The sequence below is a fragment of the uncultured Dysgonomonas sp. genome, assembly GCF_900079725.1.
In the GTDB taxonomy this organism is placed as follows: domain Bacteria; phylum Bacteroidota; class Bacteroidia; order Bacteroidales; family Dysgonomonadaceae; genus Dysgonomonas.
In genome coordinates, this window is sequence record NZ_LT599032.1 from 2,800,397 (window position 1) to 2,817,315 (window position 16,919).

The 16,919-nt window shown below is 33.2% G+C and carries 16 protein-coding genes; 5 read left to right on the forward strand and 11 right to left on the reverse strand.

Annotation, left to right across the window (positions count from 1 at the left end):
- Positions 1 to 19 precede the first annotated feature (19 nt).
- Positions 20 to 1,330 carry a TolC family protein gene (locus QZL88_RS11670; protein ID WP_291031321.1) on the reverse strand — a complete coding sequence of 437 codons (1,311 nt, stop codon included), beginning with the start codon at positions 1,328 to 1,330 and terminating at the stop codon, positions 20 to 22.
- Positions 1,331 to 1,522: 192 nt separating this feature from the next.
- On the opposite strand from QZL88_RS11670, the gene QZL88_RS11675 reads away from it, so the two are divergent.
- From QZL88_RS11675 to QZL88_RS21215, 4 genes are read left to right on the forward strand one after another with little or no spacing between them, the layout of a single operon-like run.
- Positions 1,523 to 1,924: a DUF134 domain-containing protein gene (locus QZL88_RS11675; protein ID WP_291031323.1), complete on the forward strand. Its 402-nt coding sequence runs from the start codon at positions 1,523 to 1,525 to the stop codon at positions 1,922 to 1,924.
- A complete protein-coding gene (locus tag QZL88_RS11680; RefSeq protein WP_296941348.1) occupies positions 1,925 to 2,239 on the forward strand; it encodes a NifB/NifX family molybdenum-iron cluster-binding protein in 315 nt (104 codons plus the stop codon).
- Positions 2,240 to 2,244: 5 nt separating this feature from the next.
- Entirely contained in the window at positions 2,245 to 2,613 is a 369-nt protein-coding gene (locus tag QZL88_RS11685; RefSeq protein WP_291031327.1) for a NifB/NifX family molybdenum-iron cluster-binding protein, read from the forward strand.
- A 3-nt stretch (positions 2,614 to 2,616) separates the two neighbouring features.
- On the forward strand, positions 2,617 to 2,841 hold the full coding sequence (locus QZL88_RS21215) for an MBL fold metallo-hydrolase (protein ID WP_291031328.1): 225 nt from the start codon (positions 2,617 to 2,619) through the stop codon (positions 2,839 to 2,841).
- A gap of 103 nt (positions 2,842 to 2,944) precedes the next feature.
- On the opposite strand, the gene QZL88_RS11695 is transcribed toward QZL88_RS21215, so the two are convergent.
- The 10 genes from QZL88_RS11695 to QZL88_RS11740 form a co-directional block, all read right to left on the reverse strand.
- Positions 2,945 to 3,940 carry an acyl-ACP desaturase gene (locus QZL88_RS11695; protein ID WP_291031330.1) on the reverse strand — a complete coding sequence of 332 codons (996 nt, stop codon included), beginning with the start codon at positions 3,938 to 3,940 and terminating at the stop codon, positions 2,945 to 2,947.
- A gap of 466 nt (positions 3,941 to 4,406) precedes the next feature.
- Positions 4,407 to 4,898 carry an RteC domain-containing protein gene (locus QZL88_RS11700; protein ID WP_296941354.1) on the reverse strand — a complete coding sequence of 164 codons (492 nt, stop codon included), beginning with the start codon at positions 4,896 to 4,898 and terminating at the stop codon, positions 4,407 to 4,409.
- 706 nt (positions 4,899 to 5,604) lie between these two features.
- Positions 5,605 to 6,579: a beta-ketoacyl-ACP synthase III gene (locus tag QZL88_RS11705; RefSeq protein WP_296941356.1), complete on the reverse strand. Its 975-nt coding sequence runs from the start codon at positions 6,577 to 6,579 to the stop codon at positions 5,605 to 5,607.
- 10 nt (positions 6,580 to 6,589) lie between these two features.
- Entirely contained in the window at positions 6,590 to 7,483 is an 894-nt protein-coding gene (locus QZL88_RS11710) for a radical SAM protein (RefSeq protein ID WP_291031336.1), read from the reverse strand.
- An 11-nt stretch (positions 7,484 to 7,494) separates the two neighbouring features.
- On the reverse strand, positions 7,495 to 8,763 hold the full coding sequence (locus QZL88_RS11715; protein WP_006798107.1) for a TolC family protein: 1,269 nt from the start codon (positions 8,761 to 8,763) through the stop codon (positions 7,495 to 7,497).
- 7 nt (positions 8,764 to 8,770) lie between these two features.
- Positions 8,771 to 11,845 carry an efflux RND transporter permease subunit gene (locus QZL88_RS11720; RefSeq protein WP_296941362.1) on the reverse strand — a complete coding sequence of 1,025 codons (3,075 nt, stop codon included), beginning with the start codon at positions 11,843 to 11,845 and terminating at the stop codon, positions 8,771 to 8,773.
- A complete protein-coding gene (locus QZL88_RS11725) occupies positions 11,842 to 12,876 on the reverse strand; it encodes an efflux RND transporter periplasmic adaptor subunit (RefSeq protein WP_291031342.1) in 1,035 nt (344 codons plus the stop codon). The genes QZL88_RS11720 and QZL88_RS11725 overlap by 4 nt, the downstream gene beginning before the upstream one ends.
- A gap of 34 nt (positions 12,877 to 12,910) precedes the next feature.
- Complete coding sequence (locus QZL88_RS11730) at positions 12,911 to 13,900, reverse strand: NAD(P)-dependent oxidoreductase (RefSeq protein WP_291031344.1); 990 nt, start codon at positions 13,898 to 13,900, stop codon at positions 12,911 to 12,913.
- A gap of 22 nt (positions 13,901 to 13,922) precedes the next feature.
- Complete coding sequence (locus QZL88_RS11735; RefSeq protein WP_291031346.1) at positions 13,923 to 14,882, reverse strand: LytB; 960 nt, start codon at positions 14,880 to 14,882, stop codon at positions 13,923 to 13,925.
- A gap of 11 nt (positions 14,883 to 14,893) precedes the next feature.
- Positions 14,894 to 15,556, reverse strand: a complete 663-nt coding sequence (locus tag QZL88_RS11740) for an AfsA-related hotdog domain-containing protein (protein ID WP_291031348.1) — start codon at positions 15,554 to 15,556, stop codon at positions 14,894 to 14,896.
- Positions 15,557 to 16,087: 531 nt separating this feature from the next.
- Between QZL88_RS11740 and QZL88_RS11745 the strand changes: the two genes are divergently transcribed.
- On the forward strand, positions 16,088 to 16,681 hold the full coding sequence (locus tag QZL88_RS11745; protein ID WP_291031351.1) for a TetR/AcrR family transcriptional regulator: 594 nt from the start codon (positions 16,088 to 16,090) through the stop codon (positions 16,679 to 16,681).
- The last annotated feature ends 238 nt before the right edge of the window (positions 16,682 to 16,919 follow it).

A 16,919-nucleotide genomic window follows, 5' to 3' on the forward strand; every position in this document is an offset into this window, starting at 1 on the left:
AATTGATATGTTTGATTTGTTACTTAACCTTTGATAAAAAATCGAGATATGCCTTAGTTATATTATATGACATGATGGCCTGTGCCAACAATAGTTTCTGTTGAGAAAGTTGAGCTTGCGCCATCAGTAAATCTGTGGTACTTACCAGACCTTCCCGATGACGGTTGGAGAGGATACGTAAGGCTTCATCAGCTTGTTCTACGCTTGCTTTCTGTTTATCGATTTCTATTTGGGAATCGTTCAGATCTCGCTTGGTTTTATCCAGCTCTAATTGTTCTTTTTTGATATGTAAGTTCAGCTCTTCCTGCATCTTGTAATGTTGGAATTGAGCCGATTTCATCCTACTCCGATTCTGATTTCCCGAAAATATTGTCCAACTTAGATTTATACCGACCAAGTACGAATCATTTCGAAATTTGAACGCTTTAGAATCATTTAAACCATATGAGCCAAAAGCATTAATTCGTGGCAGGAATGCCATTTGAGAGGATTTCACCATCATGTTTGTTGCATCCACAGCTTTGTTTAGTGCCATGATATCGGAACGCAGAGCCGAGAGGTCCCTATCTTGAGGCAACTCTATTTTCTGGGACAATGAATCTGTTGTAAAGACATCACCATCAGCCTCAAACCCCATCAATAGGCGAAGTCCATCTGATGCATTATAGATATTACTCTCAGCTTTTGCCAAAGCACTCTCAATAGTATTGACTTGTACCTGAGCATTTAACACATCTGATTTCTGAATCAAACCCTGATTATAAAAATTAGTGACAGATTGATGTATTTGTTTTACATCTTGCAATGATTTTTGCAAAATAGAATGAGCCTGATAAGACATTTGCAATTGAGTATACGCTTTTCGTACTTCAAACTCGATATATTCTTTGGTACGTTCTGATTTGTATTTATAGGCTTCCTCGTTAGCTTTTGCACCTTTACGAGCATAAATCATATCCATATTTAATAGTGGCAGCTTAGCTTCTATCTGAGTACCATAGTTTTGCCTTGCTCCGGGATGATTCAGCTTTACCGGGTCAAAATCCATTGCTGTTACTGATTCCTGTTGTAAGAGGAAGCCAAAAGCATTCAATGGATTATTTGTACTTAAAGCTGTATACCCTACCGTAATTTGGGGAAGGAATACGGCATCGGTCTGGTGATAGTTTGCATTCGCTATTTTCCCATCCAAATCGGAAAGTTTGACATTACTGTTGTTTTTTACTGCCATTTCTACGGCTTTATCAACGGAAATGTATGGTGAATTTTGCGCCTGAATTGATAGGCTAAAACAAATCGCACTTAATGTAATAATTATTGCTCTTTTCATTTTTATTATATCCTTATTTATTTCATTTTTTTATTTCCAGCGGAAATATAAGACAAAGGAAAATATAATTTTCCAAAGAAACAAATTTCCATAGGAAAATATAATAAAAATATTATTCTCTCTTTAATTATGAACATATGTTCATAATTATATTATCTTTGACTATTCTAAAATCGGAATCAAATAATATTTATGGCTCGAATAAAGAAAAAGAGACTTGTACAAATGGCTCCTTGTTTTGGAGGATTCAAACCTTTCGGAATACTCAATGAAAAGCAGGGCAGAGTTATGATAAATATTGAAGAATACGAGGCCCTCAAGCTATGTGATTATGAACATTTAACTCAGGCTGAAGCGGCAGAATTAATGAATATCTCACGCCCTACATTTACTCGTATCTATGAGAGTGTCCGTTCTAAAATTGCACGAGCATTCATTGAAGGATTATCCATTACTTATGAGGGAGGAGATAGCTTGATTGCTGAATGGTATACGTGCGATAAATGCGAAATTATATTTACACTGAAAGATGGTGGCGAAATGAAATGTCCTCTTTGCTGCAATAAAGAAATAACATTAAATAAATTCGAGTAGATGATTATTGCGATTTCAACAAATATGAATGATTTAGATCAGCCAGTTTCTGAGAACTTCGGACGAAGTCAATGGTTTTGCTTGTACGATACGGATACCGAGAATATGAAGTTTGTTGAAAATATAGCTGGCTCAGCAAAACAGAATGCGGGAGTGAAAACCATAAACTTCTTACTTGAACAAAATGTAGACACTGTTATATCAGGCCGTTTTGGTACAATAACAATGGTTCTGTTAAGAGAAAAAAATATTCAGATAATCATTCCACAGAGAACAAAAATATTAAGTGAAATTATCAATCAATTAAAAAATTAAAAGTTATGAAAATAGCAATACCAACAAGAGTGAATGCTGTTGATGATCATTTTGGACATTGTGAATCCTATTCTATATTTACAATCGGAAAAAATAAAAATATAGAAAGTACTGAAACGTTACCTTCCCTTCAAGGATGTGGTTGTAAAAGTGATATCGCCTCAGTTCTGCAAAATAAAAATGTAGCGATCATGCTTGCCGGAAATATGGGCACAGGCGCGTTGAATACCCTGACAAAACATGGAATAAAAGTATATCGCGGTTGTTCTGGGGATGTTACAGAGCTAGTTAATGATTTCTTGAACGGCAAAGTGACCGACTCCGGAGAAGGGTGCAATCATCATGAAGAAGGTCATCAATGCGATCATCATTAATGAATGAAAGCAACTGTTCTAATCGATAATAATCCGCATCCTCAACTTGAGTTATATAATGAGCACGGCGTAAACATTTATTTTGAAATCGATGATCAGAGATACTTATTTGACGTAGGAGCTTCAGACAAATTTTATATCAATGCTCTGCAATTAGGTATTGAAATAGAGGATGTTGATTATTTAGTAATTTCTCATGGACATAATGATCATGGGTTATATCTTTAGCCGCTATATCATCAAATACAGCACCGAGTGCATCCATTTTTATTGCATCCATCAAGAATTGTAATTTATAATTATATAGATATGATTACTAAATCGAATGATATTATTTCACAGCAGGTTGCACCCATTTGAAAATATAAGAATCGACTGGAATAACCAACCGTTCTGATATTTTAGACATACGCCCAGGAAGCTTCATTAGAAAATCGCGGGCACGTTCTGCCTCGTCTGTTAATCCTGAAATCTTATCTATCTGCCATTTGTCTATCAGTTTTTGAATAATATCCACATAATCAGTAGCAGTATATACCCCAATGCGCTGTGCAGCATTTGAAAACTGTTCGAAGGCAGTGCTTATTTTTTCTTTTGATTCCCTGAGGAAGTGAGCGGGCATAACTATCTTTTGTTTCATCATATATTGGAATGCTAGCATCATTTCACTGGGGTCTACCTCAAATATGCGCTTTACAAATTCGCTGTAAGCATGGTGATGCCTCATTTCGTCACTTGCAATACGTTTACACATTCTAGACAATTTCTCATTACTCATTTTTTTAGCCATTTCTGCTACCCGATTATGTGAAATGAAGGTTGCCAATTCCTGAAAACTGGTGTATACAAAGTTTTTGTACGGGTCTCTTCCTGTACCAATATCAAAACCATCATTTATGAGATGTTGTGTGGTCTGCTCAATCTCTCTCATATTCACTCTACCGGATAAATAAAGGTATTTGTTTAATAAATCGCCGTGACGGTTTTCCTCCCCTGTCCAGTGCCTGATCCATTTTGACCAACCGTTGCGCTTTTCACCGTCGACATTGTCTATACCTTCTACATCCATTAACCACGATTCATAAGTGGGCAAAGCCTCCTCAGTTATGGTGTCTCCTACCAATACGACCCAGAAGTCATAAGGTAGCTCTTTCGCTAGTTCGCGTAATTCTTTTACATCTTCAAAAAAAGTTTCATTTTCTGAGTTAGGAAGATAATCGGATGGTTGCCATATTTTTTCAACAGGAACCAAAAACTGAGTAATAAAATTATCTACATTCTTTTCTAAGAAGTGCATGACTTCTAAACGGATATTTGTAATTGACATTGTACTATATTAATTAATGCCTTCTGCAAGTGATCTTTCCTTTTTCTCTCAAACTTCTGAGAGGAGTATATCTTTTACAGTAAAAGGCTGGTGTATTGTAAAGGTAAAATTATTTTCAAGCACTAATAGTAAATTGTTTTATTTTGTCTTTTTCTACAAGTTATTAATAGTTAAATGCCTATTATATAATCGGATGAAATAAATTCCCATGAATGTTATTTTACTCGTTTCTTTATGAAAGATTTATAGTAAATTCTTCTGTTGAATAAGGTTATAAACTATTTGTACTTCAAGCTAGAACTGATAAATATAGTTAGCTAATTTATTTATATATAAATGAATACTGATGTATAGTATGAAAGTGGATATGTCTGCCTCTTTTAATTTTGAATATTACCAGTTTTCAGGGTGAGAGTTCCAGTAAATGTCATATTGATTATAACGTAGCTTTAACTTTAAACTTTTCTTATTTATTTTTTCTATCAACCTCATCCATACGGTCATTTAATACTCTAACCAATTTATCCAGAAAGGTGGTACGGTTTATTCGGTTACGCATTTCTTTAAAGGTTCCATAGTAATCTCCTAAATCTATATTGAAAACAACTTCTATATAAGCAACTATTTCTTTGATATTCAAACTTCCATGATTAAAGCAACCTGCTTTTCCCCAAGCATAGATAAGTTCAACCAGATCAATTTTGTTTGCAGTCCAAGTTATTCTTGTTTTAGGATATAAGAGTGGAGGATTTTCAATTAAGTCCGAATTTAGAAGATTACTTCCCATATTATTATGATAAGAAAGCAAATCTTTCTTTGAATGGGAAAATTTATTTTCAGAAAAACATTTAAGGTTTTTGTTTGGTGTAGTAATTCGCCATTCAAGTACCTGCATACTCAGCCCAACCAAATACACTGCCTTCATTACAATCTTTAAAGCATTTTTTTCCCTTCTCACCGGATAATAATTCACAAAATCCGGTAAGTTTTAAATGAACAAATCCAAGGCTATAATATAATTCCATATGGGTTGTTGCAAATTGGAGCCTGGTTAATAGCTTTAAAGCGAATTCGTCACATGATTCTTCTAATTGTGAAATATATTGTTCTTCTTGTGAGGGTTTCGATAATAACCGAAATAACCTCGTTTGCATTAACTTCTGCATAATAATTGATTTAAATGTTATAGTAAATAATTTTTAATTGACTATACATCAGTATTTTTATCTTTCCATTCATCATAAATATGAAGATTACGTGTCATCGTATACATTTAATTATCTCTTTATTTCCCAATTCTTTTTATTATTTCCACAATATTAAAAAATAGAGTAATGATGCCGAAGCCAAAAAGGATCAGCCATTGGGGTATTTGGAATAAATATTCCTCAAGTATTTGCAAAGTTGTTACAGTAGGCTTGAAAAGCAAGACACCTATTACAAATGTAAACCAGAATATAAGGTTGATATATAAGTTTTTTATATATCTATTTGAATCAAATACAAGATATGCCATTAATAGAAAGGAGAAGGTCACTATTAAATTTTCTACTAATACAAAGCTATATATCCCTCTACTGTCCTCTATATGTATCTCGAATAAGAGGTGCATGAACGCACATAGAATATTGATGATAATTAATAATATTGTCATTTTATTGGTTTCAATATGACCATTTTAAATAGATGCTTCCCCATGTAAACCCTGCTCCGAATGCGGACAAAATTAGATTATCTCCTTTCTTTAATTTCGATTCCCATTCATATAAACACAGGGGTATTGTACCTGCACTTGTATTTCCATATTTATGAATATTTACCATTACTTTTTCCGGTTTTAGTCCCATTCTGTTACCGACAGCTTCTATTATACGGATATTAGCCTGATGAGGAACCAGCCAATTGATATCTTCGTTTACAAGATTGTTACGCTTCATTATTTGAGTTGACACATCTGCCATTCGAGACACAGCATGTTTAAATACAATTCTTCCTTCCTGATATACATAGTGCATTTTGTTTTCAATTGTATTATGGGATGCAGGATAAATAGAGCCGCCTCCTTTCATATTTAAATGTGATGTACCGACGCCATCCACATGTAAGAGAGAGTCTATGATTCCCGTATCATCAAGAGTCGGTTCCAATAATACTACTCCCACAGCATCGCCGAACAACGGACATGTAGTACGATCTTCGTAATTGGTAATTGCTGTCATTTTATCTCCGGCAACAACTATAACTTTATTTTTTCCTGCTTTTATAAAATTAGAACCTAATTCCAATGCATATATGAATCCGGCACAAGCAGCCTGTATATCAAATCCCAAAGCGTTTTTTATATTACATTCTCGGGCCGTAATAGATGCTGTTGATGGAAATACATAATCAGGGGTTGTTGTCGCAAATATTAATGCTTCGATTTCATCCGGGTTTGTATTTGTTTTTACCAGAAGTTCTTTTACGGCTTTCACCCCCATATACGAAGTGCCTTTTTCTTTCAGTACTCTGCGTTCTTTAATGCCTACTCTGGTTGTAATCCAATCATCATTTGTATCAACCAATTCGGACAAATACTCATTTGTAATAATATCATCAGGATAGTAAGCTCCAATTCCTTTTATTGCTGCTCTTCTCATTGTTAAATAATTAAAGTGATCTAATATTTTTTCTATAATTTTTAAGTTTCGTCTCATCTACTTTATCAATTATGGTAGAAAGCTCTTTTATCAACCTATCCTTGTCCGTCGGCAAGAACCCTGTCATTGGTAGAGGGTTAGAAACTGTATTTGCAAAAAAATTGGTGTTTATATTCAAACTTTTAATGAAAGTACGTAATTCCTTGAGCCTTTCATGTTCGGTAGCTTCTTTAAAGAATCCTTGTTCAATGTCATTTTGTAACGGAGTATCAGGAAACACGGTCAATGAAACTACCGAAACTATATAAGGATTTAACTTATTGAACATATCCGAGGTTGCCAACGCATTTCTCTCTCCATTACCATGCCCTGCTAATCCTGTAAGATAAGATACGTAGTACTCTATTCCGGCTTCTTCAAATTTTTTCAGATTCTCAATTGTTTGGGCTGCCGATGTTTTTTTATTCATGTATGATAATGTTATATCATCTCCCGATTCGGTTCCAACTGTAATTCCGTTGAATCCTAAATGACGTAGGTTTTTCAATTCTTCCACACTCTTTTTAGTTATATCTGTAACCCGTGCAAACATACCTATGCTTTTGCATTCAGGAAGATATTTACGTATCATAATTCCTATATCCAAAAGCCTGTCATAACTCATTACAAACGGATTTGCTCCGACTAAGAATAGTCGCCGGGCTTTGGGTTGATAATGTTGAATGATTTTTAAATCATGTTCAAACTCATCTTTGGGCGACATCTTAAATTTTATATCCGGATATAAACTACAGAATTTACAATTGTGGTGACTGCAACTTATTGTTGCCTGAATCAGAGCGGAATTTGCTTCATAGGGAGGACGCCATATGGTTCCTGTGAAGTGCATATCATGTACATCCATATTTTTATTTTTTATTGACCTGTAATTTTTTTATAATGAGATAACTTTATTAAATATCTGGTATGCCTATCAACCAATGTGTCTTTTGCCTTTTGCAAAAGTGTTTGAGCATCTAATAAATCATTCAGGGTAATAAGTCCTGATTTATAATAGTTGTTATTGAGTCTTAGATTCTCTGAAGCGTTTTTTACAGAACTCTCTGCTATTTGTATTTGCTGATAGGCTACTTCCAGTTCTTTATAATAGTTTTTCATCTGGACTATTATTTTTTCTCCAGCATCAATTTTATTGTATTCGGATATTTTTTCATTTATCTTTTTTTGTCTGACCGAATGGGTTCCTCCCCACCAACCAGATATGGGTATGGAAACCGAAACAAAAGCCATTCCAACAGTATGTTTTCTGTCTACCATATTTTCAAAAAAATAGTTGGCTCCGACTGCTACCGTTGGTAATAATTTCCCTTTTTCAATTTGGGTTTGATATTTGGATACTTCTATACCTTTATCTAGTAGATTATATGTCTTATTAGCATGCAAAGCGGCATCGGAATTAACAGAAAAAGCGTTTGGATGAATTGCATTTTCAAATGCCACCTCTGTAATTTCTATGCTGTCTGATATTATTCCTATATGTTGAGATAATAACATTTTAACAGCATCTATATTATTGTAGAGTTCCATTTTACTCGCTTTTACTTCGTCCAGTTTTAATTGAACTTGCAATTCATTGTTGTGGGTTATTAAACCTGCCTTTACTGAAGCACTTACTTCTTTGAGGGTTTGACCGACTAGTTCTTCGATGACTTCGAGAGTTTTTAGTTTTTCTTTAAGTTGTATATATTGCCAATAATATTGTTCGGTGAGCAGTTCTACTTCATCTGCAACAATCTCCGATTGATTTTTCTGAATATCAACTAGTTTATCTGCTAGCTTATTGCCATTCATTATTTGCCCACCTGCGAAAATAGGTTGTGTCACACTGATTCCTCCATAAAAACCCTCTCTAATAAGAGATAAATCCATACCCATTATGCTTGTTTCCAATAAACCGGAATTAGACTTTAATCCGATTCCGTTTGCTTGAACCGAAGGGAAATATTTTGTAAAAGCATTCTTTTTCCCATGTTGAGCCTCTTGTATGCTCAATACCGATTTTTTCATCTCATAATTGTTTTGTTTTGCCAACTCCTTACATTCTTCTAGTGTTAGCTTTTGTTGAGAAAAGCAATCATGGGTACTGACCAACACTAAAATATATATCAGAAAAAATATTTTCATCTCAATACTATTTATTTAGTTCTTTATCCTTGAATTTGAATATTACAGAATATGCTACGGGTAGTATTGTTGAAATAAATACCATAGTTATTAATGTCCCGAAAAAGATAACCGAACCTAGCGGTGTCCACAATGGACTACCGCCGATAACCATAGGTATAACCCCAACGGCTGCGGCTGTAGATGTAAGAAAGATCGGGCGCATTCTACGGCTTCCTGCCTGAATAGCAGATTTCTCGACTGTTAATCCTTGCTCTTTTCTGAGAACTTCTGCATAATCGAGCATGATGATACCATTTCGCAATAGAATACCCATTAAACTTACGACTCCCAATATAGAGGTAACACTGATATCGGAACCCATTATTTGCATACCAATACTTGTCCCTAATAAGCATAACATTGTGGAACCTAGTGTGAGTAAGGCTAAGGCTATTTTCTTGAAATGGAAGATTAGAATAAATAGCATCAAACAAACCGTAATTAATAAACCATTTACGATTTGGGGCAGTCTTTCTCCGTCAGCTTCTTTCATACCACCGTAACTTACTTTTATTCCTTCGGGTAATTCAATTTCATCTATTTTGTTTTTTATTTTATTTGTTATGTTTATTTCATTATACCCTCTTTCCACTTCGGCTAATATTGACAATGTGCGGACACCGTTTCTTCTTACTATTTGTCCTTCATTCCAGTCGGGAGAGATAGATGCAATTTGTCTTAATGGAATGTTTGACATGCCACCCATCGTAGGTATATTGACATTACCGATATTTGAAAATGATTCTTCCTGTTTTCTTTCTGATTTTAGTATTACTTTTACAGGATAATCTTTCTCCCAAATATTCGTAATAGGAAATCCATCTCCCAATTCCAAGGCGGTACTCATTGCAATAATTGATTTGTCGATGCCCAGTTTATTCGTTTCGTTCTGATTTAGCCTAATTGAAACTCCCGGTAAATTTTCTTCAAAATTGGTTCTTATAAGTAATAACTCCGGCATCTTTTTCATTTCTGCCATAAGTGTTTCGCTTGCTTGTTTTATTGTGAGAATATCTTCTCCGCTTACTCTGATTTCGACAGGATATCGGGCTTCCGAAAAATCCATCTGCTTAAACTTTATATACGCTTCAGGAAAATAATCAGAGTATTTACGGCTATATTCATCAAGAATCTCTTTTGTTGCTTTTTTATCAGAAGTATTAACTATAAATTGCGCAAAATTATCCGACGGGAATTGTGGCACATAAGTATCATGGAACCTCGGAGAGCTTAAACCTACAAAAGAGGTAACTGATACAACGCGACCATCTTTTCTAAGAATATTATCCAAACTGTCTGCTATCTCTGTTGTTTGATATATTGATTTTCCATTGGGTAGAAATATTTCTACTGCAAATTGATCTCTTTCAACAAATGGCATTAATCGCAGCGGTAAATTGAAAAACCAAAACGCACCAATAGCAATGATTAGCACTCCGGTCAATAAAGTCGCGTTCTTATATTTAAAGCATTTGGATAAAAGAAGATCATAGCCTACCTGAACAATATCTAAGAAATTTTTTCCTTTTTTCTTTTCCCGATGCAACCCTTTTTTTATAAAAGTGTATTGCATAAATGGAGTGAATAAAAGAGCTATTAGCAGAGAGAAGCCTAATATAATAGTCATTGCCCACGGATATGTTATAAGAAAATCATTAAACATACCCTTGGTTGTTAAAAGAAAAGGAAAGAATGTTACACTTATAACTAAAGTTGCCGTCAGAACTGATTTAAAATACTTTCGAGGACTTTGAGCGGTGGCTATAATAGGTTTCTCACCTTCATCCAACTTTTCAACATAATTATCAATAATTACGATGGAATCATCGACCACCATTCCTAATGTCACTATTAATGCCGAGAGAATAATAGTATTCAGTTCGATGCCAAAAGCATAAAACATGGCTAATGCACTGAAAATAGTTATAGGGATTGTTATAGCCGATACTAAAGCTACCCGCATAGGCATAAATGCTATTACGACAATTACAACTGCAATTACAGCAATCAACATTTCCAATAAAAATGAATTCACCGAATTATCTACTACTTTGGATAAATCGGCTATTGAATAAAGTTTTACATCTTTAGGAATATCATGTCGAAAATCATCAAGTATTTCATTAACTTGTTTTCCTTTTTCTACAACATTGACCCCTTTCCTCATTTCTATGGAAAGAAGGATGCATTTAACCCCATTGTTTTGAATGTAAGGTTCGGAGTCCGGATATTCTCTTGTTATTTCTGCAATATCTTTCAGCCGGACAATATTTCCCGACAGATCTGAATAAATAATCTGTTCTGCTACATCCTTTTCCCAATTTAGTTCACTTTCAATATGAATGGGAGCAACTAAATGAGAATTTTTGACTTCCCCACTATAAGTTTTATATCCTTGTGTCTGTAATTTTGCAATAATCATAGCATTATTAATGCCATAATTTTTTAATTTATCTTGATCAACTCTGATAACGATTTGTTCAGATAACAATCCAACGTTTTTTAACCCAGAAACACCATCTACTTTGCGTAATTTATCTTTCAAGGCATCTGAATATTCCTGTAATTCACGATAGGTCTTATCTTCTGATTCAATGGTAATCAGAATAGCAGATGTTTCTCCAAAATCATCAAGGGCTTTCAACGCAACTACTCCATCAGGCAAGTTGCTTTTCAGGTCTTCTAGATTGTGCTTGAATTTGGACCAAAAGGCATCTTTGTCTTTTATATTTTCATTGAGTTCAATATTAATAATTGAAACCCCGTCCTTGCTTTGTGAAAATGTTTTTTCCTTATTAATTTCCTTATATTCAAATATGAAATTTTCCAGTGGCTTTGTGAGCTGCTCTTCTATTTCGCTTGAAGTTAATCCCGGATAGGCAGCAACGACCAATCCTTGTCGTATTGTGAAGGTCGGAAAATCCTGTTTAGGGGCTACATATAACCCATAGACACCCACCGCTACGAATACAATAACAATCAAAATTACAATTCTGTAATATTTTAGGGCTAAATCAATTATATTGCTACCTTTTTTCATCTTATTTTTACTTTCATTCCTGCACTAACCTTTTGATTACCATTTATGATAATTAGATCACCATTACATAGTCCTTCTTTAATAATTACTCCCTTATCTGATAATTTGTCTATTATGACAGATTGTTTGTAGGCAATATCATTCTCTACTTTCCATACAAATCTATTATTATCGTTATCTATCATTATGGAATTGTTGGGGATGATTATTTCCTCATCTTCATTTTTATCATACATAATTGTAACATCGCAAATCATTCCCGGCATGAACGTCCCTGTTTCATTATCTAATTCAATTTTAATGTCGTATGTATGTGATAAGGGATTCGCCATTGAACTTTTTTCCGTGATAAAAGCTGTATATTCTGCATTTTCGTCAAGAGCCATTATTTTTATTATAGCTTTTTGACCGATACTGATCTGTGATACTTCTTTTTCTGGAATCGCAACTTTTATCTTTATTTTTTCCAATTTAACCAAGTTAAAAACTGGCACACCGGGCATTACATTGGCACCGACTTCTGTTATTTTCTTAGCTACTACACCGCTAAATGGTGCGTATAGATTGCAATTGTCCAAATTATTTTTGGCTATATTCACCATTGATTTTGCATTTTGTAAAGCCGTTTGTGTTTCGATCCATTTTATTTCGGGAAGGCTGTTATCATCATATAATATTTTTAGCCGATTGTATGCATCTTCCGCTTGTTTATATGTGGAAAGAGCCATATCGTAGCTATTTTGATGAACAACTTTATCAAGGTTTGCCAAGAGTGTACCCTTTTTTACATGCTGATTTTCACCACAATAAATTTGTTGTATATTTCCGGTAACTTGAAAGCTAATCATAGATGAATATGATTCTTCAATAATACCAGAATAATTATAGATAGGTGAATTGAGAACAGGCTTTATTGATATAATATCAACTGGTACACTTTCATCGTTTCTGTTTACTTCTTTTTTGCAATTCACTGCTGTAAGTAGTATGAATATCATGGTGATAATTAATATAATATATCTATTTTTCATATTTTTAGCGATGTATTAAACTGCTAATTTAACTTTACAATGTTATCATTTTCGATTCTTCGGATTTGCTTTCTGTTTTGTAAGCAGACAAAACTTTCTCTATTCCTTCTTCCATATCAACCTTAGCTTCCCATCCTAAATTATTCGTTTTCTGTTCTTCCGATAGTTTATAATTTATAGACAGAACATCTACCATTCGTATTGACAGACTGGGACTCTTCTTAATTCTGAAAAAAGAATACAGCATTTGGAGAATGACAGCTTTAGTCATCAATGTTCGTTTTGAGTATTTCTTCTCTGGTGGATTATTGTTTGTTTTTTGTGCAATGAGGTTTATAAAATCGTGAATGCCTTTTTCGCTATCCTTAATACCAAAATATTTTTTGCCTACGGACTTTTCATTGTATATTGCCCGGATAAATAAGTCGCATAAATCATCAATGTAGCTCAATGGAGCATGTTTTTCTCCACCGGTAACAAAGAATAAACTATTATTATTCAAATTTTCGATAATTGTCGGAATAAATACATTATTCCCCGTTCCGTAAATCATACCGGGTACAATCGTAGTTGCTTTTATATTTGACATAAAGGAATCAACAATTCGGTCGGCAGCTAACTTACTTTTGGCATAATCAGTAAATTGCATTTTACAAACTCCTTTAATCCGGTATGCTGCAATTGAAGAACAGTTTATTAACCGACATTTACCATTATTATTCAAAATTGCTTTGCAGAGATTTTCGGTGCCCACAACATTAGATAAAATATAATTCTTTTTTGTTGTTCTTGAAACTTGCGCCGCCAGATGAACAATCACATCACTCTCTTTCACAAACTCGACGAGGGAATTAATATCTGATAACTCACCATATACTAATTTTACCGCTTCGGGTAATTTGCTTATATTACTACTTTTACGAACAAGGCACGTGACAGAATCATTGTTTTTTAATAGCATTTCAATTAACCTACCTCCTAAAAATCCTGTCCCCCCCGTTATTCCAATTCTAAGATTTTTCATTGTTTTTTATCTTGAGTGTAGTTTATTTACGCATTTTCTCCATTAAGAAAGTGTAGTATGAGTATATATACCCATGCCTTAAATATGCCAGGATAGGTTTTTCTGCCTGATTAGGTATTGGAGATTTTACCAGCAGGATTTTCTCATATTTGTGAGATTTCTGGAATTTCAAAAAATCCTGTAGACTCCCTATATTAACAACTTCTAAACCTTTATCTCTTATTGTCTCTTCTAATGACATCAGTGATTTATTTGTAGAACCGGGTGAGCCGATCAATAGCGCATATTTTACTCGATTAAGTTTTTCCTCCGGCATATTTGAGATCTCATCCAAAGGGCTGATTTTACCGTCTGCCCACATACATTGAGTATTAATCATAACATGCTCTTTATCCGGAAAAGATTCATTTATGAAATCAAATATCTGATTGGAATGTTTCTTTAAGAAAGTTACGTATGAAATAAACTTTATAGGTTTCCCATTCGACTGCTCTAAAATTCGTTCCTTATAATTCCCCATTTGTATTAATATCATATCTTCAGGGAAAAGCGATGCATAATTCTTTATGATGATATGATTTGGCTCGCATAATAGTACGTATTGATAAGTACCATCAATATTTTCAAATAATTTACGCAACTTTCGGACAAATGGACAGGGTTTATCTATTATTTTTATACCTCTATGCAACAATGCTTTTTCTTCGTGAACAATAGAATCATATCCTGTATTTACTACAATAAAGTCGCTTCCTTTTGGTAAATCATTAAAAGTTTCAACAGCCGGTACTCCAAGCTTTTTAAACCATTTCAAATCGACACCGACTTTGCCGTTATCATTGCTAATCCAATCAATAATCATATATCTAGTCGGTTCATTGGGGCTTTTCGCAGATCTGATCGCTTCTGGAAAAACTTTATTCATCACCTGACTCTCAAGCCATTTGCATCTTCCATCGTTCACAAGCTCTATTACTTCCATACTATTAAATTTTACTTTTCAATACGACTAAATAACTTCTCATACCCTCTATTCAACATTTGAATATTGGTTGCTGGGATTTTCTCTAAACATGTATTTTTTACCATTTCAGTTCTACTGTTTAGTCGTACCCTTGTGTATATCTCTTTCTCCATAACAGAGGCGTTAACTTTTACATCTGCGCATAATATCTTATTTTGATATAAATAAAAATGCATAAACCGTTCCTGCCTTGATTTTTTATTTTTAAGCATAATATCTTCCATTATCATAATAAGAGGTACATCCAATTCGATGAATTTTAATACATTTAAGTTTATATTATCCATTATGTTAGAATAGCCAACAGTAGGGACACTATGTATGGTATGGGCTACGGCGATTCCTGCTTGTCTGACAACCTCAATAGCCATTATGAAGGGCAGATGATCCAATTCGTGATCAAAGCAAAACAAACAATCGTACTTAGGAAGTGCAATAGAATATAAATAGTGATGCGAATCGATAGTATCTAGACCTAGATATTCCTTTGGAACTGTTTTTATTTTCGATATTAAAACATAATCTTCATTCTTCTTATGAACATATTTACTATCTATTTTTTCGATAGTGTTTACATCAATCGTTTCTGTTACTTTATTAATAAAGTCATTCAAATCATAATGTTGCTTCATATCAGTTTGTTTTTTTTATTTATAGTACGTATGGACTGTACAAATGTATTTATTTGATTTTAATAATCAATGCTATTTATTATGTTTTTTTGATGTTTTACGTTTAATATTATATATAAGACATTAGCCTTTATTGTATTATTGTTTATTTATATTGTTTATTATGAGATATTTAATCGTATGTTAATTGTGTTTTATTTTATTGAATATACATATGATACTCTAAAGTAAATAATGATAGCTTTAAATCATTTATTAAATAATAGTACGTATAGACTGTTTTTTATTTATATATATGATTTGTATTTAGTTCAAATAATTGAAATATTCAAAATGTAGATGTTCATTATTTCATATTTGAATAATTAGTATATATGTATGTTTTTATAATATATACTATATAACTTATTACCAGAATAATATATATATTAAATAAACAGTATATACAGTATTATATTTGATTTTTTTAATTTATATATATATATTTGTGAGTCAAAATTCGTATATATTGAATATTAACATTTTAACAAAATGGATACTAAAGACTTAGTATTTACTGAAGCATTTAAGCTATTTTCAAAAAAACCATATGATCAGGTTACATACACTGATTTGGAGAAAGCAACAGGTTTAAGTAGAGGTGCTATTTTGTATCATATAAAAAACAAGAAGAACCTATTTGGGATAGTGGTTAGCGAATTTATTCTAAAAAAAAGTTCCATTCCAGAACTATCTTTCGAGAATGGAGATAGTCTTAAAAATTTCATAGATCGATTTTTGGAAAATTCCAGATTGGAAAAGAAGTATTTAAAAAAAAGAGGTATAGAGAATATAAATTTATCTATGCTAAATCTAAGTTCCCAGGCATTTTATTATTGTCCTGTAATGACAGAAAGATATTCGGAATGGATGAGAAGTCAATTGAGTACTTGGACGAAGATTGTCAGAATTGCTATTGATAAAGGGGAGATACGTAATGATATGAGTGCTGATCTAATAGCCTCATTATTTCATAACGTTTATTTTGGGCTTGCTTATTCGGGTAGTGCACTCCCTAATGGATATGATTTGGAAGTGCTTGAAACAGAGTTCAAGACTATATACAGTTTCATATCTTGTAAATAATAACTATAGAGTAGATGTTATAATACGTTTTCTCTTTAATAAATATAGGTAGCTAAATAAGATATAAACTCTTAAAAAAGTCTTAATTGAGAGATCGTTAATTTTCAAATTGAAATCTTTCTAAAAAGCAGGTAATAATGGCCATATCTAATTATAAAATAAGCATAGCTTAGTATTTTTATATTTAATCGAATATATAAAATCTCTTATACTGAAAGAGTAGGAACTTCTCGTTTTT